A 20189-nucleotide genomic window follows, 5' to 3' on the forward strand; every position below is an offset into this window, starting at 1 on the left:
CGAAGGAGACGCCGATGTCCGCTTCCCCGCCGCCGATGCCCGCCGCCGTGAAAGCGGGCTGGTGGAGCCGCAACTGGAAATGGTGCGTGCCCGTGCTGGCGGTGGTGCTGCTGGCCTCGTTCCTGGCCTTCATCGCCGGGCTGATGACACTGATCTTCGGCGCGATGAAATCCTCAGAACCCTACCGGCATGCGATGGCACGGGCGCAGGCCGATGCGGCCGTGGTCGCCGCACTGGGTACCCCGATCAAGCCGGGCTGGTTCGTGCAGGGCAGCCTCAACAGCAGTGGAGCGCGCGGCGAGGCAGAGCTGGCAATCCCGCTTGATGGCGGCAAGACCGATGGCACGCTGTTCGTGGTGGCGGAGAAACGCGCCGGTGAATGGCACTACGAAACGCTGGCCGTCAACGTGGACGGCGGCGAACGGTTCGTGCTGGAAGCCGGCAACGACGGGCCGGCATCTCCCTGACCCCACGAACGACGAAGGCGGCCATGGGCCGCCTTCGGATCGCATCCGGCAGGTGGCCGGCTCAGTTCTTCGGTGCCGGGTCCGGCACGACCAGGGTGGGGTCCACCGCCGTGCCCGGCGGCACGTAGATCGCCACGCCCGCCGCCTGCTTCTGGGTGGTGGGAATGCCCATGCTCAGACCGCCGCCCGAGTGGCGGCCGTAACTGCCGGCGCCCACCGACATGCCGACCGGGGAACCACTGGATCCCACGCCGACCAGCACCACGCCGTTCGCGCCGAGGGCGGCGGCTTCGCGCTTGAGGCGTGCCACGGCGGCGTCGGTCTGGCCCTGCGTGCCGAAGCCGACGGCACTCTTGGATTCAAGCTGCGCGATTTCCAGCGACCCCGCAGGCGCGGTGCGGTAGACCTGGACCTGCGCAGGATCGATGGCGGGGCGCGCCTGCCCCAGCATGACCTTGGAGCTGCTGGCGCAGCCGGCACTGAGCGCGGCGACGAGCACGATGGCAGCGATACGGAACGACATGGCGGCTTCTCCCGGTGACCTGCGGCGATCTTCCGCCGATGCCGCTGAATACTGGCACAGCCGGCAGGCGTCCGGCGTGACGGGACGGGCGGGTTATCATTTCGCCCCGACATGCCCCCCGTTTCCCGCACGATGAGCTCCGCCCCCGACCATCCTCCCGCGCCGCAGCGGCTGGCCGTCGACTACATCCACGCGCCCACGCCACGGGCGTTGCTGGGCCTGCCGGAGACGCTGGCCGTGTTCGGTTTCGGCGCGCTGGCGCCCGCCACCTCGACCATCGACGACCCGCGCTACCTGCGCGTGCCGCTGTCGCCGTTGCGCGAAGCCGCGGCCCCGTACGAAGTCTGGCGTGCGGCGGGCCCCGTGACCACCGGCCGCGAAGGCGCGGTGCGCTACAGCCACGACGGCGCGCTGATGTTCGGCGTGGTGGAGTGGGAAGAACCCGAAGGCGGCATCCTGCACGCAAGCGCGCATGCATATGCCGCGATGGCCGCCTTCTGGCGCGACAGCGGATATCCGCACCTGCTGCGCATCTGGAATTACTTCGATGCCATCACGCAGGGCGAAGGCGACGGCGAACGCTACCGGCAATTCTGCATCGGCCGCGTGCAGGGCCTGGGCGATATCGATACGCGCGCGCTGCCCGCCGCCACGGCGATAGGCAGCCGCGATGGCCGCCGCGTGCTGCAGGTCTACTGGCTCGCCGCACGTGAACCGGGTACGCCACTCGAGAATCCGCGCCAGGTCAGTGCCTACCGCTATCCGCGCGAATACGGCCCGCAATCCCCGAGCTTCGCGCGCGCGTTGCTGCCTCCGTCGCACCAGGTGCCCCTGTTGCTGTCCGGCACCGCCAGTATCGTCGGCCATGCGTCGCAGCACGCGGACTCGCTGCGCGCGCAACTGGACGAGACCCTCACCAACCTCGACAGCCTGCTGGGCGCGGCGCGCACGCACGCGGCGACGTTGCCGGCGCACCTGGATGCGAGTTCGCGCCTGAAGGTCTACGTGAGTGATGCCGCCGACGCCGACACCGTGGCCGCGCAACTCGAGGCCCGCCTGGGCACGCGCGTGCCCTGGCTGATGCTGCATGCCGACGTCTGCCGGCGCGAGCTGCTGGTCGAGATCGAGGGCATGCACGGCGTAGGTGCTTGAAGCGCCCGGCGACCGTCCGCATAGTGGAAACACGGGGCGACCTTCCGCACGCCCGCATGGAAACCGCGACATGGGACTGATCAGCCTGCTGTGGGGCATCGTGGCGATGCTGTGGATGGTGCTGGCCCTGATCCCGCTGCTGGGCTGGGGCAACTGGTTCCTGATCCCGTTCGCGGCGGTCGGCGCGGTGATCGCCGCCATCGGCATCCTGTTCACCCGCACGGAACACCGCGGTCGCGCGAAGGCGGGGCTGGTGCTGAACGGCATCGTCATCGTCGTCGGCATCTTCCGTCTGTCGCTGGGCGGCGGGATCATCTGACGCCACCGGATGCAGCGTTCCGTACTGCGACCGCCCGTCGCAGGCTGGCCGGCGGGCGGCGGGCGGCGGGCGTATCATTCGCCGCTCTGCCAGGAGCCCGTGATGGCCTATCCCCATACCCGCCCGCGCCGCATGCGTCGCGACGAGTTCTCCCGTCGCCTGATGCGCGAGAACGTGCTGACCACCAACGACCTGATCTACCCCGTGTTCGTGCACGAGGAGAAGGGCCGGGTGCCGGTGGCGTCGATGCCGGGCGTGGAGCGGCTTTCGATCGACGAGCTGCTGCGCGTGGGCGAGGAAGCGCTGGAGCTGGGCGTGCCGGTGCTGGACCTGTTCGGCGTGCCGGATCCGTCGGCGAAGACCGCCGATGGCCGCATCGCATGGGACGAGGACGGCATCATCCCGCGCGCGATCCGCGCACTGAAATCCCGTTTCCCCGAACTGGGCGTGATGAGCGACCAGGCCCTGGACCCGTACACCACGCACGGCCAGGACGGATTGATCGACGACACCGGCTACATCCTCAACGATGAGACGATCGAGGCACTGGTGAAGCAGTCGCTGGCGCATGCCGCCGCCGGCGTGGACATCCTGTCGCCCAGCGACATGATGGACGGCCGCATCGGCGCGATCCGCGAGGCGCTGGAGAACGCCGGCCATATCAACACCCGCATCATGTCGTACGCGGCCAAGTACGCGTCCGCGTTCTACGGCCCGTTCCGCAGCGCGGTGGGCAGCGCCGGCAACCTCGGCAAGGGCAACAAGTTCACCTACCAGATGGACCCGGCCAATTCCAACGAGGCGCTGCACGAGATCGCGCTGGACCTGGACGAAGGCGCCGACATGGTGATGGTGAAGCCGGGCCTGCCGTACCTGGACGTGATCCGCCGGGTGAAGGACGAGTTCGGCGTGCCGACGTTCGCCTACCAGGTCAGCGGCGAGTACGCGATGATCAAGGCTGCGGCCGCGAACGGCTGGCTCGACGAGAAGGCCTGCGCACTGGAAGCGCTGACCGCGTTCAAGCGTGCCGGCGCCGATGGCGTGCTGACCTACTTCGCGCTGGATGCGGCACGCTGGCTGCGGAGCAGCTGAGTGACGTCCATCGTCATCCGCGATGCGCGGCAAGACGATGCAGGCGAACTGGCGCGCCTGTGCACGCTGCTCGCCTATCCCGTCGACAGCGCCGCGATGGCCGGACGGCTGGCCATCCTGCTGGCATCGCCCGCGCATGCCGTGATGGTTGCCGCCTCAGCGGACGACGACAGCGGCCTGATGGGAATGGTGGCCGCGGAGTGGCGGCTGATGATCGAGTTCGGCGGGCGCGCCGAGATCACGGCATTGATCGTCGACCCGCGGGCGCGACGCCTCGGTCTGGCGCGGCGCCTGGTGGATACGGCCTGCGACTGGATACGGGACCAGGGCGGCACGGACGTCTTCGTGCGCTCCAACATCCTGCGTCCGGAATCGCATGCATTCTATCCGGCAGCCGGCTTCACGCTCGCCAAGACCCAGCATGCCTACGTGCGACGGCTGGCACAGCCGGCAGGCGATTGAGCGGATACTTCGCGGCATCGACGGCGCAGGAAGAGACGGGAGCCGTCCGGCTCCCGTTTTCGCTCAACGCTCAGAAGCGCGCTTCGACGCCCAGCATCACGGTGTCGGCACGGTTGAAATCGCAGTCGAGGTCGTCGTCGCAGTCGTCGTAGGTGTAGTCGTCGGCATAGACGAACGCGGTATAGCCGAGGCTGATGTTGAAATGGCGATTGATGTCCACGCCGATCGCCACGCCCGCATACCCGCCGTCGGCGGAAAATTCCTCGTCGGCGCCGTCAACCTCGGCATCGAAGTAGCCGCCGCGCACGGTGGCGAACCATGGGCTGTCGCCGAAGTTCATGCGTGCATTCGCGCCGATGGCCTTGTAGGTCGCCTTCGCGAACCGCCAGTCGCCATCGGTGGTCTCGTCCAGGCGGCCGCCCGACAGTTCAACGCCCACCTGCGCCCACGGACCCGCCTGCCAGCGGTAGCCCGCGCTCACGGCGACGGCATCCTGTTCGACGTCTTCGTAGATCCAGCCCTGGCCCGCCTGTACGCCGACGAAGAAACCGCCGTCCTCCTCTTCTTGGGCAGGCGCGGGAGAAACATGAGCCGGCGCCGGGTACGTCGGCGCAGGGGCCGGCGGTGCGGGCTGGGGGGCGGCTACCTGCGTCGCCGGCGTCACGGGCGGGTTGGCGGCGGGCTGCGACGCCTCCTTCTTGCGGAAGGCTTCGTACGCGGGAGAGATGGATTGCGCTTGCGCATGCAGGGCGAAGGCCGCCAGCGCGAGCGGCAGGCAACGGAACAACGGCTTCATGGAATTCTCCCTATCGGTCGTGGTGGAATCCCCGCGTCCTTGCGGTACCGGCGGGGTGAATGATGTGTCGCGGAAACAGCGGCCCGGCGCGCGCACGTGGCGCCCGTCCGACCGGTTCGCAGTCGGCGAGCGCCCTCGCAGCAGCAGGGTTCGATGGATGGCGACCGGACTCCCCAGCCCGGCCTGCCTGTCGCCTTGATCCCTGGCGCCCCTTTTCGGCGGCGGCACAGTGAGGCCGGGCAGCACTGCCTGTCAAGCGGACCGCCGTGCGCGGTAGACTCGGATCGAAGCGGCAGCGGCCTCCCGCATTCGCGGCGCGCCTCTGCGGCATCCCATCCTTCCTCCCGACGGGGTCCTGCGCCATGTCCAGCCATCGCTACGCCGTCTTCGGCCATCCCGTCGCCCACTCGCTGTCGCCCCGCATCCATGCGGCGTTCGCGCGTCAGGTCGGCATCACACTGGAGTACACCGCCATTGACGTGGCGGCGCACGATTTCGTCGCCACGCTCGATCGCTTCGTGGGCGACGGGGGTGCGGGCGCCAATGTCACGCTGCCACTGAAAGAAGCCGCCTTCGCGATCTGCGCTCGGACTACCGAGCGCGCGCGACGCGCCGGCGCGGTGAACACGCTGACCCGCAACGACGGCCAATGGCATGGCGACAACACCGACGGCGCCGGCCTGGTGCGCGACCTTACCGGTCGGCATGGCCTGGACCTGCGCGCACGCCGTGCACTGCTGCTGGGTGCCGGTGGCGCCGCACGCGGCGTAGCGCCGGCATTGCTCGATGCAGGCATCAGCGAGCTGATCATCGTCAACCGCACGCCTGACCGCGCGGATGCGCTGGCGGACGCGCTGGGCGAGCCGGAGCGCGCGCATTCGCGCTACTGGGACGATCTGCGCGACCTCGGCGACTTCTCGCTGATCGTCAACGCCACGTCCGCCTCGCGGCAGGACCACGGCGAGTTCAGCCTGCCCTTCCACCTGGCCACGCCGCGCACGCTGGCGGTGGACCTCAACTACGGCGAAGCCGCGATTTCCTTCCTCGCATGGGCGCGCGCCGCCGGCTGCCACGATGCCGTGGATGGATTGGGCATGCTGGTGGAACAGGCGGCCGAGGCATTCGAGCAATGGCACGGCATGCGCCCGGAAACCGATGCGGTTTACACCGCGTTGCGCGACAGGGACAAGGTGCTGGTGACGGCGGATTGACTATCGCGGACTCCAGCTTCCTGATGATTGGTAAAGCCACAGGTACGGGAAGCCTGGTGCTGATCCTCGCCGGCTGCGTCATGCTCCATGTGCGCTTGCGCAACCTTCCCAGCCTCTCTCTATTGATCGCGCTGGCCACGAATGCGTTGTGGCTCGCAGGGGGCCAGTCAACGCTTCGCGATGTCCTGACACCATCCCATGCCCCCTTTCCAATAACGACGACAGGCAACAACGCTCGAGGGGCGCTCGCAACGCTCGACCAGGCCGCAATGGCTGAGAACGCGGTGATCGCTGGCGACACATTGCTTGCGTTCTGGGTAGCGCTCTCGTTCGCGCTTGCCGTAGCGTCCATCCCCCGCCTGCGAAAAGACCAAGGAGAATCCGGGTAACGATTCCCGACAACTCCCTGCGATTCTCAACGACTCCGACCGTGCGCGCCTCCGGACGCGCACCGTCTGAAGAAACTCACACAACTCCCCCAACTTTCAAGGAACTTAGTGCATGGACGGATTCCTCACCCAACTGCTGACGATGCTCGGCTACCAGCTGCCCGAGCTGCTGGCCTGCGTGGCGGGTGTCGCCATGCTGGCGATGTGGGTGCCGGCAGCGCCCGGCCGCAAGCTGGCGCTGGCCGGCGTCGCACTGATGCTGGTCACCACGCTGCTGCGCGTGGCGATGAGCGTGTGGCAGGCATGGCTGATCAACAACACCGCTGACGGCTACGCCTCACTGAGCGGGATGATGTCCCTGTTCGGCGCGTTCGGCATGCTGCTGAGCGTGGTGTCCGCCGTCGGACTGGTGCTGCTGGTCTGGGGCGCCTGCAAGGCCATGCAGGCAGCGCGGACGGCATAGGCGATATCCGCATAGGCGTCGCCGAAATCGGAATAGCGAAAAGGCACCCGCCCGGCACCGACCGGGCTAGCATCGCGGAATGAAACGCCTGCTGCTGCTCACCCTGCTGTGTATCGCCGCACTCGCCGCGCCCGCCTTCGCGCAGGGTCAGTTCAAGGTGCTGGTCGTCGCGATTCCCAACCGCTATCACCACGACTACGCCGTGGTCGCCAAGCCGCAGTTCGAACGCATGGCGCAGCGGCATGCGTTCGAACTCACGTGGTCGTGGAACAGCACGCCGTTCGATGGCGATCTTTCGGCCTATGCCGCCATCGTGCTGCTCAACACGCCGGGCGATGAACTGAAGGGCCCACAGCGCGAAAGGCTGACGTCCTACGTGCGCGCCGGCGGCGGCGTGGTGGCGGTGCACCGCGCGCTGATCTTCAACCCGCCTGGCGAGTGGCCCTGGTTCGAACGGCTGATCGGACGCACGTTCCGCATCCATCCGATGGTGCAGACCGCCACCATGCGCGTGGAAGACCCTGCGTTTCCCGCCACCTTCGGCCTGCCGGCGCAGTGGATCTGGACGGACGAATGGTACGAGTTCAATGCCCCGGTCACGCGCGGCCTGCGGACGGTGCTGAGCGTGGATGAATCCACCTACGATCCTTCCCGCATCTGGCCGGGCCAGACCGCGCACGGCATGGGAAAAGAACATCCTGTCGCGTGGTACCACGCCTACGACGGTGGTCGCGTCTTCGTCACCGCACTCGGCCATACCCCCGCGCTCTACGACGATCCGCTCTATCTCGCGCACCTGTACGGCGGCATCTGGTGGGCCGCGACCGGCCAGGGCATCGACGAACCGCGCTGATCCGCGTCAGCGCACGGCAGGTCCGGCGCAGAGCTGCAGCCGTGAACACAGGAACGCCACCTGCGCGTCCCGCGTCTCGGGACCTTCGTAAGGCAAGACCGTCCAGCGCTCGCGCGCCTGCATCGCCTCACCGGATGCAAGCGTGCGAAAGGCGGCGTGCACCTCCATCTCAAGCAAGCCGGCCTGCATGTCGCCGGCGTGGTCGAGATAGAGCTCGACCTGCCCATGTTCCGGATGGATCACGGCACGTGGCAGGTGATCGAAGCGGATCACGAACACCTGCCGGTGCGCGAAACCGGCCATCCAGCCTGCGGATGGCTGAAGGAACACCTTGCCACGGCGCATCTCCATCTCCTGCGGCATGGGCAGGAACGAGAACACGCCCCCTTCGATCGTCCAGGCAGGCGCGGCTCCCTCTGCGGCCTCCACCCGCACGTCGCGCGTGTCGGCAACGGGTACGTACACGCGCGTGGCCGCCGAGGTACGGGTGTTGAACCACAGGTCGCGCGCGACCGGGCGGTCGCGGATGTTGCGCGCGGTCGCCACCACGATGACGGTGGACGGATCCGCCGGATCGAACGCGAACGCTTTCAGCAGCCGCACGCCGGTGACCGGGCTGTCGATGCCCTCCAACACCAGCCGTTCGGGCGAACGCGCGACCACGCGGGTCTCGGCGAAGGCCAGGTAAGGGTCCGGCGGCCACACCGCCTTCGAAGCACGACGCGCAGGATTCACATGCTGGTCGGACCACCAGCCGCTCTGCGGCCCCAGCCATACGTCGTGGCCGAGATAGCCGATGTCATCCGCATCGGGCGATACGGCCGGCGCAGGTTGCGAGGCGACGGGATCGCCGACCTTGATCAGGCTGGGTCGATCGGCCAGCCCGAACCGCAACACACGCCCACCCAGGGCGGGCGTGACGTCGAGCACCACCTCGCCGGACTGCAGGCGGATGCGTTCCACCTCCGTGGACTGCTGCGCCGTCGCGCCCTGCGGCCACAGGGCCGCCATGAGCAGCAAGCAGACAGAGGCAGAGCGCATGCGCGGCACTAGAGCACGCCATCCCGCTTCACCGCCAGGTAGCGCTCCACCAACGCGCCGGGCAGTTCGTCGCTGGAAACATCCAGCACCATCACCCGGTGGCTGCGCAATGCATCGTGCGCGGCCGTGCGCTGCTCCAGGTAGCGCGCCACCGCGCCGGCATGGATGGCCCCCTGCAGGTCGCGGACGTCACCGTCGAGCGCCTCATCCAGCGAGGTCTCGCGCAGGCTGGCGACGCAGACCAGGTGGCGGCGCTGCAACAGGCGCACGGCGGCCAGCAGGTCCTCGATGTCCTCGTCACGGACGTTGGTGACCAGCATCACCAGCGACCGCCGACGCTGCCGCAGGCTCAGCTCGGTGGCCGCCGCCAGGTAGTCCGTGGCCACCGCGCGCGGCTGCAGGTCGTAGCTGGCGCGCAGCAGCGTGTCGATGGCCGCCATCCCGCGCTGCGGCGCCACCCAGCGGCTGTCGCCACCCGCCGCAAGCAGGCCCACGCCATCGCCCTGGCGCAACGCCAGGTACGACACCACCAGTGCGGCATTCAGGACGTGGTCGAAATGCCCCAGCGCATCCTCGCGCGCCATCATCCGGCGACCGGTATCGATCAGCATGACCAGTTGCTGGTTCTTCTCGTCCTGGTACTCGCGGGAGATCAGCTTGCGCGAGCGCGCCGTCGCCTTCCAGTCGACCTGGCGCAGGCTGTCGCCCACGCGGTACTCGCGCATCTGGTTGAAGTCGGTGCCTTCGCCGCGTCGCCGCTTGAGGTGCGCGCCCACCAGGCGCGATGCCTGTTCGGCACTGAACAGCGCGAAACGCGTCAGCGGTGCGAAGTTGGGATACACGCGCACGCGTTGCGGCGCGCCTGCCACCCGCGACTGTCGCCACAGTCCCAGCACGGAACGCAGGCGCAGCTGCACGCCCTCGAATGCGGCATCGCCGCGCGCATTGGGCCGCAACCGGTAGGTGATGCGGGTCGCCGACATCGGGGCGAGCGCGATCCGCCGCGGCATGCCGGACGACGGCCAGCCGCCGGGATGCAGGTCGAACACTTCGAGCCGCTGCCGTACCCGCGACTCGAAGCACAGCGCGACGTCGCGCTCGATGCCCAGCGGCAGGGCCTCAGGCAGCTCGCGCACCACGTCAGGCAGCGGTCGCGCGCGCAGCCGCCATGCATCAAGCCCGGCAAGCACCAGCAGCCCCGCACCGACCGCCTGCCACTGCCACAACGGCCAGCCGAGGAACGGCACGGCCAGGCCAGCCAGGCCCCAGCAGGCGATCAGCAGGATCAGCAGCGGCGCAGGCCTCATTGTGGCGCTCCTTCCCCCGCCTGCGGGGGAAGGCTGGGATGGGGGCAATCGGAGACCGGATACGTCGGCAAACGATCAGGTTGATCGCTCTCCCCCACCCCGACCCTCCCCCGCAGGCGGAGGAGGGAGCTCATCGCGAGATAGGTCGGGGCCACGCGGACGATCATTTCCGCGGCGCGTCCACTTTCGCCAGCAGCGCGCGCAACGCATCGTCAGGCGACTGCCCTTCGATCTGCAGTTCCGGCGCCAGGGTGATGCGGTGGCGCAGCGCCGGGCGGGCGATGTCGCGCACATCGTCGGGGGTGACGAAATCGCGTCCCTGCAGGACGGCCTGCGCGCGTGCGGCGCGCACCAGCGCGATGCTGCCGCGCGGGCCCGCGCCCAGTGCGATGCCGGGCCACTTGCGGGTGGCGGTGACGATACGCACGGCGTAGTCGATGACTTCCGGATCCACGCGCACGGCGGCGGTTTCGCGCTGCATGGCGATGATGTCGTCCGCGCCCAGCACGCGCGCCACCTGCGAAAGATCGAAGTCGGACGCAGTCCGACCGGTGGTGATGGCGTCGACCATGCGCTTCTCGTCGTCCAGCGCCGGATAGTCGATCAGTACCTTCAGCAGGAAGCGGTCGAGCTGCGCTTCCGGCAATGGATAGGTGCCTTCCTGTTCGACCGGGTTCTGGGTGGCGAGCGTGATGAACGGCGGCGACAGCTCGAAGGATTTGCCTTCGATGGTCACCTGGCCTTCCTGCATGACCTCCAGCAATGCGGACTGGGTCTTGGCGGGGGCGCGGTTGATCTCGTCGGCGAGCAGGATGTTGGTGAACACCGGCCCGCGCCGGATCTTGAAGCTCTCCGTCTTCGGGTCATAGACGGCGTGGCCGCTGACATCGCTGGGCATCAGGTCGGGGGTGAACTGCACGCGTCCGTAGGTCAGTTCCAGTGCCTGCGCCAGCGCCCGCACCAGCAGCGTCTTCCCGAGCCCCGGCACGCCTTCGATCAGGATGTGGCCGCCCGCCAGCAGGGCGATCAGGATCTGGTCGAGGACATCCGGCTGGCCGATGAACGCCTTGGACACTTCCTCGCGTACGGCATCGACGCGCTGGGACAGCGCATTTTCCGGCATCGGCGGAAGCGCGGGCGGCGCGGCGGCGGTCTCGTCGTTCATAGGCGGTTTCTCAGTTGGATCAGCAGGGAGATGCGGTCACGGAATGCCTGCCTGTCGTGCGAGGCGGGCGCATTGAGGGCCACGCGGATGCGCTCGGCCGGGAGGCCGGTGCGCTCCGCGATGGCGGCCACCTGGGGATCGCCGGACAGCGCGGCGGCGACAGGATCGCGTCGGCGCAGCCGGGCGAGGAATGCCTGCCGGACCGCCGCGTACAGCATCACCCCGCGACCGTAGCGGTAGAGATGTTCGCCGCTCGCGCGCACGTGCTCCAGCAGCGAGCGGCGCTCGCCGGCCGGTGACGGCACCGATGGACCGAACCGCTGCATGCGCATCCACAACCAGGCGGCGAGCGCGAGCAGCAGCGGCGTCCACACCATCCAGCCGCGGACGAACAGGATGCGCCACAGCGACGGCATCTCGGCGGCATAGACCAGGTGCATGGTGCCGCGACCGTAGTTGGGCGCCAGCACCTGCCGCGCCAGCGCGCGATGCGGACCGTCGCGCAGGCCGCCCTTCGGCGGCTCGTCCAGCGCACCGCGCGCGAGCGCCCGCATTTCGGTATTGGCCATGAAATCGAAGTCGGCCAGCACATCCACGTGGCCACGCCCCTGCGACAGCCGCGCGTAGACATAGCCGTCCTGCAGGTTGCCCCAGGCGAGTTCGGGCTCCACGTCATCGAAAGCGAAACGCCGCCCGGCGCAGAACTCGACATGATGGTCTTCGCCTTCCACCTGGAAGGCTTCGCACTCGGGCTCCCCGTCCACCAGCCAGACCGACAGCAGGTCCAGCATGGCCGTCTGCGGTGCATCCGGCCCGGCCAGGTCTTCGCCCGGCGAATAAAGCGGCGTGCGGACCAGAAGATGCCCGCCGGCCTCGACCCATGCCAGCAGGCGATCGGCCTCGGGTGGCGACAGCGCGCGCGGATCGTTGAACAGCAACAACGTGTCTTCGCGCGCCAGCGCGTTGTCATCCAGCAGCAGGCGCTGGCGTGCGTTGACCTTCACGCCGTCGGCTTCCAGCGTCTTCGCCAGCGCGTACAGCGGGTTGTAGGCCGCTTCGCCATCGGGCGGAAGATAGAACGTCTTTTCGACACGGTGGAAGGTATGCCGGAACCACACGGCCAGCAGTGCCACCACCACGAACACGACCAGCAGGCCCACACCCACCAGGCGACCATTGCGGCGCGCGGACGTCATGCCGCCCACCCGTAGCGGCGCTGCAGTTCACCCACCAGCGCATCGAACTCGTCTTCGCCCGGCAGCCGCTCGGCGTAGGCCGCGTACTGCCAGGTCCTGACGATGCGCGCGAAGGCATGCCGGTCTTCCGCCTGCGGCATGCGTCGCGATGCGCGCAGGCATTCGGCTTCCGTCGCGCCCGGCGGCAGCGCGATGTCCGCGCGCTGGCTCATGCTCTCCACGCTCGCGCGGTAGAGCAGCCCAAGCGCGTGCCGCGGACGTCCCTCGCGCCACAGCGCGCGCGCCGCCGTGGCGATGTCGTCCGGCAGCGCCTCGGGGAGTACCAGTGCATCCGACTGCGGCGCATCCGGCGGCAGCGCGCGCGCGCCTGAGATGCCGCGCATCCACGGCCACCAGTAGCGTGCCGTCGCCAGCAAGGCGAGCACCAGCACGCCCACCACCAGCCAGAGGCCCCATTCGCCAATGAAGGCGAGCACGTTGCCGAAGCCGGAAAGCCAGGCCTTGTCGCCGTCGAGCGTTTCGTCGGGGTCTTCTTCTTCCGCCGTGTCGCGACGCTCCCACGACGCCTGCGTGCGCGTGCGATCCAGCAAGGGATCGCGGTACGCCTCATCGGCGGCCTTGCGGAATGCACGGTCGTCGACGCGCTGGTCGCCGAACACGATGGGCACCGTCGGCGGCGTCGGCTTGGCGGGAGCTTCGGCATGCGGCGCGGTCGTGGCCGGCGGTGCGCCGTGGCGCTCCTGCGCCTCGGCGATGCCCATGCCGGCCCACAGCACCGCAGCCAACAGCATCGGCGCAACCGCCGCCAGCCGTGCGCGCAGTTTGCGGAACACGATCTCCAGGTCCCAGGCTTCGATCTGCGTGCGGCGGTTGAGGTACAGGCCGAACCCCGCGCCGACGTAGAACGGCTCCACCACGCTGATGGCAGCCCATGCCAATGCATTCCACGCCAGCTTGAGCCAAGCCGGCCATTCGATGGCCACCATGCGGAAGGCCGTCTGCATGCTGTCCGGCAGCAGATCCTGCGGCAGGTACATGACGACGGCGACAACGCCCCCCATCACCAGCACGGCCTGGAACAGCAGGCAGATCCAGGTCAGCAGGATCGCGGTGCCGTACGCCTGCCCACCGAGGACGCCACGACGCTGGCGCAGGCGATCCCCCTGGACGCCTTCCAGCAGGTCGATGGGCATGTACAGCGAGCGCACGGGACTGAAGCGCCGCCAGGTGAGCAGGTGCGGCAGCGTGCGCAGGCCCCATTGCCACTGCGCCCGCAATGTCTCGCGCGTACCGGGCGCGCTGCCGAACACGGCACGCGAGATGACGTACAGAGGGATGCGGTCGAAGGCCGGTTTCAGCCACCACATCAGCAGCATGGCCAGCCAGAACTGGTCGATCCACCACGCGCCGAGGTTGAGCAGCGCGAACACGGGCAGGGTCAGCCAGAGCCAGGGCTTCCAGACCGCACCGGCATGCTGGCGCACCAGCGCCATGCCCAGCTCGACAGCCTCCCAGTCCGAACGCGCCCGCAGGCGGACGGTCAGCTGCTCAATCCTCATCGGCCATCCCGCGTCCGCCGACGCCCAGCCACAGCGCCACCAGGGTCCACAGCACCCCGGAGACGCTGTACTTCACCACAGCCGGGATGGATTGCGTCGATGACCAGAAGGCTTCGATGAACGCGGCCACCAGCAACATGAAGGCCACGCCCAGGCACAGCCGCGCGCCCTTCGCACCCGCGCTGGCAAGCGCATCGACGCGCCGCTGGCGTCCCGGCGCCACCAGGCTCAGGCCCAGTCGCAAGCCCGCGCCGCCGGCCAGCACGATGGCGGTCAGTTCGAACGGTGCGTGCCCGCAGACGAAGCGCCACAGCGGATCGCCGTAACCGATCTGCTGCAGGTGGCCGAACACCGTGCCGATGCCGATGCCGTTGAAAATCAGCACGAACAGCGCGCCCACGCCCGCCAGCAGTCCACCGGCGAAAGTCCTCAGGCCGATGCTGATGTTGTTCCAGATGTAGTGGCCGAACATCTGCCAGTCGCTGCCGCTCTCGCGCCCCAGCGCATGGCGCGTGTCGCTCGGGTCGTACATGCGCTCGTACATCGCCACCTGTTCGGGCGACACGATGCTGTACACCAGCTCCGGTCGGACCTGCAGCAGCACGAACATCAGCACCAGCGGCACCACGAACACGGCCGCAGCCACCCACATGCACCCGGCCTCGCTGCGCACCAGGCGCGGGAACTCCGCCAGCAGGAAGCGCACCGCGCGCTGCCAGCGCGGTGGCGCCGTCCGGTACATGACGCCGTGGCCCTGCTGCATCAGTGCCTGCAGACGGTCCACCACCACGGGGCTGTAGCCGCGCTTGCGCGCCAGCGCCAGCTGCTGGCAGATGCGGCGGTAGCGTGCCGGCACGTCTTCATCGGTGAGCACACCGTTGTTGCGCTCGCGGCGCGCGCTGCGGGCGCTGCCACCACGCGCCTGCAACCAGGATTCGAAAGCCAGCCATTCGGGCTGGTGGCGGGCGACGAACTGTTCCTGCCTCATCGCCGCCCCAGCAGCCAGTTGGCCATGCCGTACAGGCGCTGCACGCCGACCTCTCCACGCGCACCGGTGACAGGCTCGGCGAGGTTGGCCAGCTCTTCCTGGCGCGAGGTCGTCAGTTGTGGCGCGCGCTCGCCGAACGCCACGATCGCGCCCTGCTCTTCCGGCAGCAGGCGCGCCGGCGGCACGAACACCGTGTTGACGGGTGCCGGCGCGTGTTCGCGCTCGTTGCCGGCATGCACGACCAGCGTACCGGCCACCATGTCGCCCAGGCGGCGCGCATGCGGGTCCGCCAGGCAGGCGACCAGCCCGGCGGCATAGCCGAAGGGCAGCATGTCGACGGTGCGCAGCAGGTTGCGCGTGATCGCCGCCAGCCAGCCCACCGGCGCGCCATCGGCCGATACCACGCGCAGTCCGAGCGCCTTCTTGCCGGGCGTCTGCCCGTGCCACACGGATTCCAGCACGATGGGATAGGCCCAGAACACAAGGAACAGGCCGATCAGGTACAGCCCTTCACCCACCTTGCCCAGCATGGCCAGCACCATGCCCATGATCATCAGCACGCCGAGCCGGATGGCCAGGTCGATGCCCCACGCCAGCGCGCGCGGCACGGGGCCCGCCGCGGGCAGGTGCAGGCCCACGCCCTCGGGCGTGATGACTTCGCGGTAGGTGTCCAGCATCAGCCGTTCACCATGGGCGCTGCGCCCTTGGCGGCGTGGTGGCCGCGACCGGTCCGATGTGATTGAAGTGGCGTGTTCCGCTGTCCATGCGCCTTCCCCGTGCCTTGCGACTTTAGCCGGCCGCGTCGCGCTTGCCCAGCCGCACTACACTGCGCGCCATCATGGACACGTCCTTTTCCTGTCGCCCGGGCTGCGCGGCCTGCTGCACCGCGCCGTCGATCACCTCGCCCATCCCCGGCATGCCGCACGGCAAGCCGGCAGGCGTAGCGTGCGTGCAACTGGACGATGCATTGCGCTGCCGGTTGTTCGGCAGGCCGGAACGCCCCGCGTTCTGCGGCACCCTGAAACCGGGCCCCGACATGTGCGGTGCCAGCCGCTCCGAGGCACTGGCACTGCTTGCCGCGCTCGAGCACGCGACAACGCCCTGACGCCGGCACGACGTCACGCCACCTGCGTGGAAATCCACCACGTGGTGCCGCCGGCATCGCGGAAGCCGCCGCGACGGTCGCCGTCGCCCTTTTCCTCCGGCACCTGCACCGGGTCGGCGCCCGCCGCCAGCGCACGCGCCCACGTAGCATCGACGTCCGGCACATACAGATGCACGTGGCTGGCGATCGCGGGCCAGCCATCGGCCGCGTCGGCCAGCATCACCACGGTGTCGTCGATCCGGACTTCCGCATGTCCCAGCCGGCCTGCGCCAACCGGATGCATGCGCAGCGGTTCGGCGTCGAACACGGTGAGGAGGAACTCGACCGTACGTTGCGCGCCGTCGACGACCAGGTAGGGCGCGACCGACGTATAGCCTTCCGGTTTCCAGGCCATGCGGCCCTCCTGTGATGCCGGCGCCGGATGCGCCACGCGGCATCATGCCGCAGGCGGTGTTGGTGGCAGGTAATGGTCCTTGAGCCGCACGTAGTGCGCGGCGGAATAGTGCAGGCTCTCGATCTCCTTGTCGGTGAGCTTGCGTGCGAAACGGGCGGGATTGCCCAGCCACAGTTCGGCCTCGCCGACCACCTTGCCGGGGCCGAGCACCGCGCCGGCGCCCAGGAAGCCGTACTTCTTCACCGTGGCGCCGTCCAGGATGCAGGCGCCCATGCCGATCAGGCACAGGTCCTCGATGGTGCAGGCGTGGATGATGGTGCCGTGGCCGATGGTGACGTCCGCGCCGATCAGCGTCGGGTACCCGGCCTTGTTGTACGGGCTGTGGTGGCTGACGTGGACGATGGTGCCATCCTGCACGTTGGTGCGGGCCCCGATGCGGATGAAATTGACGTCGCCGCGCAGGATGCTGCCGGGCCAGACGGACACGTCTTCGGCCAGTTCGACATCGCCGATCACGGTGGCCGCGGGATCCACGTAGACGCGCGGGCCGAGGACGGGAAAACGGTCAAGATAGGGGCGCAGGGAGGTCATTTGCGCATTGTAGCGAGCAGGCCCGATGCGGCCGGACTACACTCCGGCGTATGGACATGACCGCCACGCCCGACCTGAGCGCCACCCTGCAACGCCTGCGCGAGGCATGGCAGGCGAAGAAGCCCGACCTGGCCCAGCGCCGCGACGACCTGCAACGCCTGCGCGACGCGCTGAAGCGGCGGCTGCCGGAAATGGCGGACACCATCGCCGCCGACTTCGGCCATCGCTCGCGCCACGAGTCGCTGATCGCCGACGGCATGACCGTACTCAACGAGATCGACCACCTGGCCTCGCACCTGCGCAGATGGATGAAGCCGCGCCGCGTGGGCGTGGGCTGGCGGTTCTGGCCGGCGCGCGCGGAAATCCGGCGCGAGCCGGTCGGCGTGGTGGGCGTGATCTCGCCGTGGAACTACCCGGTCAACCTGGCGCTGATTCCGCTGGCCACCGCCATCGCCGCAGGCAACCACGTCTACCTCAAGCCATCCGAACACACGCCGCATACCACCGCGTTCCTGCGCTCGCTGCTGGCGGAGGTGTTCCCGCTGGAGCGCGTCGCGGTCGCCACGGGTGGCGCCGACGTGGCGAGCGCCTTCGCCGCGCTGCCGTTCGACCATCTGGTGTTCACCGGCTCCACCGCTGTGGGCCGCAAGGTGATGGCGGCGGCGGCGGCGAACCTGACCCCGCTGACGCTCGAACTGGGCGGCAAGTCGCCTGCCATCGTCTGCGACGACTTCCCCGTGGAACAGGCCGCCGCGCGACTGGCGACCGGCAAGTGGTTCAACGGCGGCCAGACCTGCATCGCGCCGGACTACGTGCTGCTGGTGGGTCGAAGCCGCCGCGATGCGCTGGTGCAGGCGCTGCGCGAGCAGGTCGCCGCGCGCTACGGCGACCTGTCCGATGCCGGCGACTTCACCCGCATCATCAACGACGGACAGTTCGCGCGGCTGGAAGGCTACCTGGACGATGCCCGCGCACGCGGCCACGAGGTGGTCGCGCTGGCACCGGCGCATGACCGCGCGGAGCGGCTGTTCGCGCCTTCCCTGGTGATCGAACCCGGCGACGATGCGAAGGTGATGCAGGACGAGATCTTCGGCCCCATCCTGCCGATCCGCACGGTCGGCTCGCTGGACGAGGCCATCGCCTACGTCAACGCGCACGACCGTCCGCTGGCGCTGTATCCCTTCAGCCACGACCGCGCGCGGGTAGAGAAGATCCTGCGCAGCACGCTGGCTGGCGGCGTCACCGTCAACGACACCGTGCTGCACTTCGGCATCAATGCGCTGCCGTTCGGCGGCATCGGCCCCAGCGGCATGGGCGCCTACCACGGGCGCGCGGGGTTCGACGCGATGAGCAAGGCACTGCCGGTGCTGTGGCAGCCGCGGTGGGCCGGCAGCGACCTGCTGAAGCCGCCTTACTCCAAAGTATCGAAGTTCATCGACTTCATCATTCGCTGAGCCGGTCCGTTCCATTGCGGGCGGTGTTGGTCCGCGTCCTCGTCGAGAATCGTCGCTCCCGTTCGTCGAACGGGATGACCCCTCTGCTGACGGACCGCCATGTCGACCACCGCCGTACCCGCCAAAGCCACCCGCCGCGAATGGATCGGGCTGGCGATCATCGCGCTGCCCTGCATGGTCTATGCGATGGACCTGACCGTGCTGAACCTGGCCCTGCCCGCCATCAGCGCCGAACTCGACCCCACGGCCAGCCAGTTGCTGTGGATCGTCGACGTGTACGGCTTCCTGGTGGCCGGCTTCCTGATCACGATGGGCACGCTGGGCGACCGCATCGGCCGGCGCAAGCTGCTGCTGATCGGCGCGGCGGCGTTCGCAGCGGCGTCGGTGATGGCGGCGTTCTCGCGCAGTGCCGAAATGCTGATCGCGATGCGTGCGCTGCTGGGCGTGGCCGGCGCCACGTTGGCGCCTTCGACAATGTCGCTGATCCGCAACATGTTCCATGACGAACACGAACGCCAGTTCGCCATCGGCGTATGGATCGCGGCGTTCTCGGTCGGCGGGGCCATCGGACCCCTGGTCGGCGGCGTGCTGCTGCAATGGTGGTGGTGGGGCGCGGCCTTCCTGGCGGCGGTGCCGGTGATGGTGTTGCTGCTGGTGCTGGGCCCGAAGCTGTTGCCGGAGTACCGCGACCCCGATGCCGGCAAGCTCGACCCGGCCAGCATGGTGCAGTCGCTGTTCGCGGTGCTCGCCGTGGTCTACGGCCTCAAGCGCATCGCGGAATACGGCATGGATGTCCGCGGCGTCGCGGTGCTGCTGCTCGGCCTGGGGCTGGGGGTGCTGTTCGTGCGTCGCCAGCAGCATCTGGCGTATCCGTTCCTCGACGTGACGCTGTTCCGGCGGCCGGCGTTCTCCGCCGCCATCGTCGCCTACGCGCTGGCCGGCCTGTCAATGATGGGCGTGTACATCTTCATGACCCAGTATCTGCAGCTGGTGCTGGGACTCACTCCGCTCCAGGCAGGCATCGCGACGGTGCCGTGGTCGTTGTGTTTCACCGTCGGCTCGCTGCTCGCGCCCCGACTGGCACGCCATTGGGGTGCGCGACGGGTGATGGTGCGCGGCCTGCTGTTCGCCGCCCTGGGTTTCGGCATCACCGCACTGGTCATGCCACCGTACGGGTTGTGGATCCTGATCGCGGGCATGCTGGCGATGAGCCTGGGCATGGCGCCGGTGTTCACGGTGGGCAACGAACTGATCATCACCACCGCGCCGCCGGAACGGGCGGGCGCGGCGTCGGCGCTGGCGGAAACCAGCGCGGAGCTCAGCGGCGCGCTGGGCATCGCCGTGCTGGGCAGCGCCGGCATGCTCGCCTACCGGCTGTGGCTGGATCCCGCCCTGCCCGCGACGCTGGGTGACGCCGACGCGACACGCGCGCTGTCCACGCTGGGCGGCGCGGTCGCGGTAGCCGGCGAACTGGGAGGCCAGGCCGGGACGCTGGTCGGCGACACCGCACGTGCCGCGTTCACCGGCGCCATGCGCGCCATCGCATTGTTCGGCATGGCGATGATGCTGCTGGCCGCCTGGATGTCGGCGCGACTGATGCGCGACGGCGAGGGTGCCGCGCATGCCGCCGTGGCCGACGAGGGAGCCGGCGCCTGACCGGCG

23 protein-coding genes are annotated in these 20189 nt (G+C 69.0%); 12 read left to right on the plus strand and 11 right to left on the minus strand.

The features are described 5' to 3' along the window. Positions 1 to 14 precede the first annotated feature (14 nt). Entirely contained in the window at positions 15 to 467 is a 453-nt protein-coding gene (locus tag AC3DET_RS18690; RefSeq protein ID WP_488392592.1) for a cytochrome c oxidase assembly factor Coa1 family protein, read from the plus strand. 61 nt (positions 468 to 528) lie between these two features. Here AC3DET_RS18690 and AC3DET_RS18695 read toward each other — a convergent pair whose 3' ends face one another. Continuing rightward, positions 529 to 990: a hypothetical protein gene (locus AC3DET_RS18695; RefSeq protein ID WP_192202848.1), complete on the minus strand. Its 462-nt coding sequence runs from the start codon at positions 988 to 990 to the stop codon at positions 529 to 531. A gap of 132 nt (positions 991 to 1122) precedes the next feature. Between AC3DET_RS18695 and AC3DET_RS18700 the strand changes: the two genes are divergently transcribed. From AC3DET_RS18700 to AC3DET_RS18715, 4 genes are all read left to right on the plus strand, one after another. Continuing rightward, entirely contained in the window at positions 1123 to 2142 is a 1020-nt protein-coding gene (locus tag AC3DET_RS18700) for a chorismate transformation FkbO/Hyg5 family protein (protein ID WP_488392593.1), read from the plus strand. Between the two features lie 70 nt (positions 2143 to 2212). Further along, positions 2213 to 2461: a hypothetical protein gene (locus AC3DET_RS18705; protein ID WP_192202846.1), complete on the plus strand. Its 249-nt coding sequence runs from the start codon at positions 2213 to 2215 to the stop codon at positions 2459 to 2461. Positions 2462 to 2563: 102 nt separating this feature from the next. Then, entirely contained in the window at positions 2564 to 3553 is a 990-nt protein-coding gene (gene hemB, locus AC3DET_RS18710) for a porphobilinogen synthase (RefSeq protein ID WP_337732675.1), read from the plus strand. Beyond that, the gene (locus AC3DET_RS18715; RefSeq protein WP_488392594.1) at positions 3554 to 4015 is read left to right on the plus strand and encodes a GNAT family N-acetyltransferase; all 462 of its coding nucleotides are present in this window, start codon (positions 3554 to 3556) and stop codon (positions 4013 to 4015) included. It abuts the gene before it with no gap. A 70-nt stretch (positions 4016 to 4085) separates the two neighbouring features. On the opposite strand, the gene AC3DET_RS18720 is transcribed toward AC3DET_RS18715, so the two are convergent. Next, positions 4086 to 4811, minus strand: coding sequence for an outer membrane beta-barrel protein (locus AC3DET_RS18720; protein ID WP_488392595.1), 726 nt, complete (start codon positions 4809 to 4811; stop codon positions 4086 to 4088). A gap of 362 nt (positions 4812 to 5173) precedes the next feature. Here AC3DET_RS18720 and aroE point away from each other — a divergent pair, with 362 nt between their 5' ends. The 4 genes from aroE to AC3DET_RS18740 all read left to right on the plus strand — a co-directional run bounded on the left by aroE (position 5174) and on the right by AC3DET_RS18740 (position 7727). Then, the gene (gene aroE, locus AC3DET_RS18725) at positions 5174 to 6022 is read left to right on the plus strand and encodes a shikimate dehydrogenase (RefSeq protein ID WP_488392596.1); all 849 of its coding nucleotides are present in this window, start codon (positions 5174 to 5176) and stop codon (positions 6020 to 6022) included. Then, positions 6019 to 6411: a hypothetical protein gene (locus AC3DET_RS18730; protein WP_488392597.1), complete on the plus strand. Its 393-nt coding sequence runs from the start codon at positions 6019 to 6021 to the stop codon at positions 6409 to 6411. Before aroE ends, AC3DET_RS18730 begins: the two co-directional genes overlap by 4 nt. A gap of 112 nt (positions 6412 to 6523) precedes the next feature. Beyond that, complete coding sequence (locus AC3DET_RS18735; RefSeq protein WP_225591164.1) at positions 6524 to 6874, plus strand: hypothetical protein; 351 nt, start codon at positions 6524 to 6526, stop codon at positions 6872 to 6874. 79 nt (positions 6875 to 6953) lie between these two features. Beyond that, a complete protein-coding gene (locus tag AC3DET_RS18740) occupies positions 6954 to 7727 on the plus strand; it encodes a ThuA domain-containing protein (protein ID WP_488392598.1) in 774 nt (257 codons plus the stop codon). 6 nt (positions 7728 to 7733) lie between these two features. On the opposite strand, the gene AC3DET_RS18745 is transcribed toward AC3DET_RS18740, so the two are convergent. From AC3DET_RS18745 to AC3DET_RS18775, 7 genes are all read right to left on the minus strand, one after another. Continuing rightward, positions 7734 to 8768 carry a DUF4380 domain-containing protein gene (locus tag AC3DET_RS18745; RefSeq protein WP_488392599.1) on the minus strand — a complete coding sequence of 345 codons (1035 nt, stop codon included), beginning with the start codon at positions 8766 to 8768 and terminating at the stop codon, positions 7734 to 7736. An 8-nt stretch (positions 8769 to 8776) separates the two neighbouring features. Continuing rightward, the gene (locus AC3DET_RS18750) at positions 8777 to 10075 is read right to left on the minus strand and encodes a DUF58 domain-containing protein (protein WP_488392600.1); all 1299 of its coding nucleotides are present in this window, start codon (positions 10073 to 10075) and stop codon (positions 8777 to 8779) included. A 163-nt stretch (positions 10076 to 10238) separates the two neighbouring features. Further along, the gene (locus AC3DET_RS18755; protein ID WP_488392601.1) at positions 10239 to 11240 is read right to left on the minus strand and encodes an AAA family ATPase; all 1002 of its coding nucleotides are present in this window, start codon (positions 11238 to 11240) and stop codon (positions 10239 to 10241) included. Further along, positions 11237 to 12436, minus strand: a complete 1200-nt coding sequence (locus AC3DET_RS18760; RefSeq protein WP_488392602.1) for a DUF4350 domain-containing protein — start codon at positions 12434 to 12436, stop codon at positions 11237 to 11239. Before AC3DET_RS18760 ends, AC3DET_RS18755 begins: the two co-directional genes overlap by 4 nt. Beyond that, entirely contained in the window at positions 12433 to 13995 is a 1563-nt protein-coding gene (locus tag AC3DET_RS18765) for a DUF4129 domain-containing protein (RefSeq protein WP_488392603.1), read from the minus strand. Before AC3DET_RS18765 ends, AC3DET_RS18760 begins: the two co-directional genes overlap by 4 nt. Beyond that, positions 13985 to 14983: a stage II sporulation protein M gene (locus tag AC3DET_RS18770; RefSeq protein WP_488392604.1), complete on the minus strand. Its 999-nt coding sequence runs from the start codon at positions 14981 to 14983 to the stop codon at positions 13985 to 13987. The genes AC3DET_RS18765 and AC3DET_RS18770 overlap by 11 nt, the downstream gene beginning before the upstream one ends. Further along, on the minus strand, positions 14980 to 15660 hold the full coding sequence (locus AC3DET_RS18775; protein ID WP_192202834.1) for an RDD family protein: 681 nt from the start codon (positions 15658 to 15660) through the stop codon (positions 14980 to 14982). Before AC3DET_RS18775 ends, AC3DET_RS18770 begins: the two co-directional genes overlap by 4 nt. Positions 15661 to 15890: 230 nt before the next feature. Here AC3DET_RS18775 and AC3DET_RS18780 point away from each other — a divergent pair, with 230 nt between their 5' ends. Continuing rightward, positions 15891 to 16088 carry a proteinase inhibitor gene (locus AC3DET_RS18780; RefSeq protein ID WP_298120827.1) on the plus strand — a complete coding sequence of 66 codons (198 nt, stop codon included), beginning with the start codon at positions 15891 to 15893 and terminating at the stop codon, positions 16086 to 16088. Between the two features lie 13 nt (positions 16089 to 16101). On the opposite strand, the gene AC3DET_RS18785 is transcribed toward AC3DET_RS18780, so the two are convergent. Together AC3DET_RS18785 and AC3DET_RS18790 are read right to left on the minus strand one after the other, a co-directional pair. Next, positions 16102 to 16482, minus strand: a complete 381-nt coding sequence (locus AC3DET_RS18785; protein WP_488392605.1) for a VOC family protein — start codon at positions 16480 to 16482, stop codon at positions 16102 to 16104. A gap of 42 nt (positions 16483 to 16524) precedes the next feature. Beyond that, entirely contained in the window at positions 16525 to 17073 is a 549-nt protein-coding gene (locus tag AC3DET_RS18790) for a gamma carbonic anhydrase family protein (RefSeq protein ID WP_446539299.1), read from the minus strand. A 56-nt stretch (positions 17074 to 17129) separates the two neighbouring features. On the opposite strand from AC3DET_RS18790, the gene AC3DET_RS18795 reads away from it, so the two are divergent. Together AC3DET_RS18795 and AC3DET_RS18800 are read left to right on the plus strand one after the other, a co-directional pair. Then, on the plus strand, positions 17130 to 18527 hold the full coding sequence (locus AC3DET_RS18795) for a coniferyl aldehyde dehydrogenase (RefSeq protein ID WP_488392606.1): 1398 nt from the start codon (positions 17130 to 17132) through the stop codon (positions 18525 to 18527). A 99-nt stretch (positions 18528 to 18626) separates the two neighbouring features. Continuing rightward, positions 18627 to 20183 carry an MFS transporter gene (locus tag AC3DET_RS18800; RefSeq protein WP_488392607.1) on the plus strand — a complete coding sequence of 519 codons (1557 nt, stop codon included), beginning with the start codon at positions 18627 to 18629 and terminating at the stop codon, positions 20181 to 20183. Positions 20184 to 20189 lie beyond the last annotated feature (6 nt).

This window comes from Pseudoxanthomonas sp. 97-1-1 (genome assembly GCF_057773125.1).

Excerpts from the sequence above, each read along its gene's own strand:
- AC3DET_RS18690 (WP_488392592.1), top strand. The coding sequence starts at position 15 with ATGTCCGCTTCCCCGCCGCCGATGCCCGCCGCCGTGAAAGCGGGCTGG.
- AC3DET_RS18695 (WP_192202848.1), bottom strand. The coding sequence starts at position 990 with ATGTCGTTCCGTATCGCTGCCATCGTGCTCGTCGCCGCGCTCAGTGCC.
- AC3DET_RS18700 (WP_488392593.1), top strand. The coding sequence starts at position 1,123 with ATGAGCTCCGCCCCCGACCATCCTCCCGCGCCGCAGCGGCTGGCCGTC.
- AC3DET_RS18705 (WP_192202846.1), top strand. The coding sequence starts at position 2,213 with ATGGGACTGATCAGCCTGCTGTGGGGCATCGTGGCGATGCTGTGGATG.
- hemB (WP_337732675.1), top strand. The coding sequence starts at position 2,564 with ATGGCCTATCCCCATACCCGCCCGCGCCGCATGCGTCGCGACGAGTTC.
- AC3DET_RS18720 (WP_488392595.1), bottom strand. The coding sequence starts at position 4,811 with ATGAAGCCGTTGTTCCGTTGCCTGCCGCTCGCGCTGGCGGCCTTCGCC.
- aroE (WP_488392596.1), top strand. The coding sequence starts at position 5,174 with ATGTCCAGCCATCGCTACGCCGTCTTCGGCCATCCCGTCGCCCACTCG.
- AC3DET_RS18735 (WP_225591164.1), top strand. The coding sequence starts at position 6,524 with ATGGACGGATTCCTCACCCAACTGCTGACGATGCTCGGCTACCAGCTG.
- AC3DET_RS18740 (WP_488392598.1), top strand. The coding sequence starts at position 6,954 with ATGAAACGCCTGCTGCTGCTCACCCTGCTGTGTATCGCCGCACTCGCC.
- AC3DET_RS18745 (WP_488392599.1), bottom strand. The coding sequence starts at position 8,768 with ATGCGCTCTGCCTCTGTCTGCTTGCTGCTCATGGCGGCCCTGTGGCCG.
- AC3DET_RS18750 (WP_488392600.1), bottom strand. The coding sequence starts at position 10,075 with ATGAGGCCTGCGCCGCTGCTGATCCTGCTGATCGCCTGCTGGGGCCTG.
- AC3DET_RS18755 (WP_488392601.1), bottom strand. The coding sequence starts at position 11,240 with ATGAACGACGAGACCGCCGCCGCGCCGCCCGCGCTTCCGCCGATGCCG.
- AC3DET_RS18760 (WP_488392602.1), bottom strand. The coding sequence starts at position 12,436 with ATGACGTCCGCGCGCCGCAATGGTCGCCTGGTGGGTGTGGGCCTGCTG.
- AC3DET_RS18765 (WP_488392603.1), bottom strand. The coding sequence starts at position 13,995 with ATGAGGATTGAGCAGCTGACCGTCCGCCTGCGGGCGCGTTCGGACTGG.
- AC3DET_RS18770 (WP_488392604.1), bottom strand. The coding sequence starts at position 14,983 with ATGAGGCAGGAACAGTTCGTCGCCCGCCACCAGCCCGAATGGCTGGCT.
- AC3DET_RS18775 (WP_192202834.1), bottom strand. The coding sequence starts at position 15,660 with ATGCTGGACACCTACCGCGAAGTCATCACGCCCGAGGGCGTGGGCCTG.
- AC3DET_RS18785 (WP_488392605.1), bottom strand. The coding sequence starts at position 16,482 with ATGGCCTGGAAACCGGAAGGCTATACGTCGGTCGCGCCCTACCTGGTC.
- AC3DET_RS18790 (WP_446539299.1), bottom strand. The coding sequence starts at position 17,073 with ATGACCTCCCTGCGCCCCTATCTTGACCGTTTTCCCGTCCTCGGCCCG.
- AC3DET_RS18795 (WP_488392606.1), top strand. The coding sequence starts at position 17,130 with ATGACCGCCACGCCCGACCTGAGCGCCACCCTGCAACGCCTGCGCGAG.
- AC3DET_RS18800 (WP_488392607.1), top strand. The coding sequence starts at position 18,627 with ATGTCGACCACCGCCGTACCCGCCAAAGCCACCCGCCGCGAATGGATC.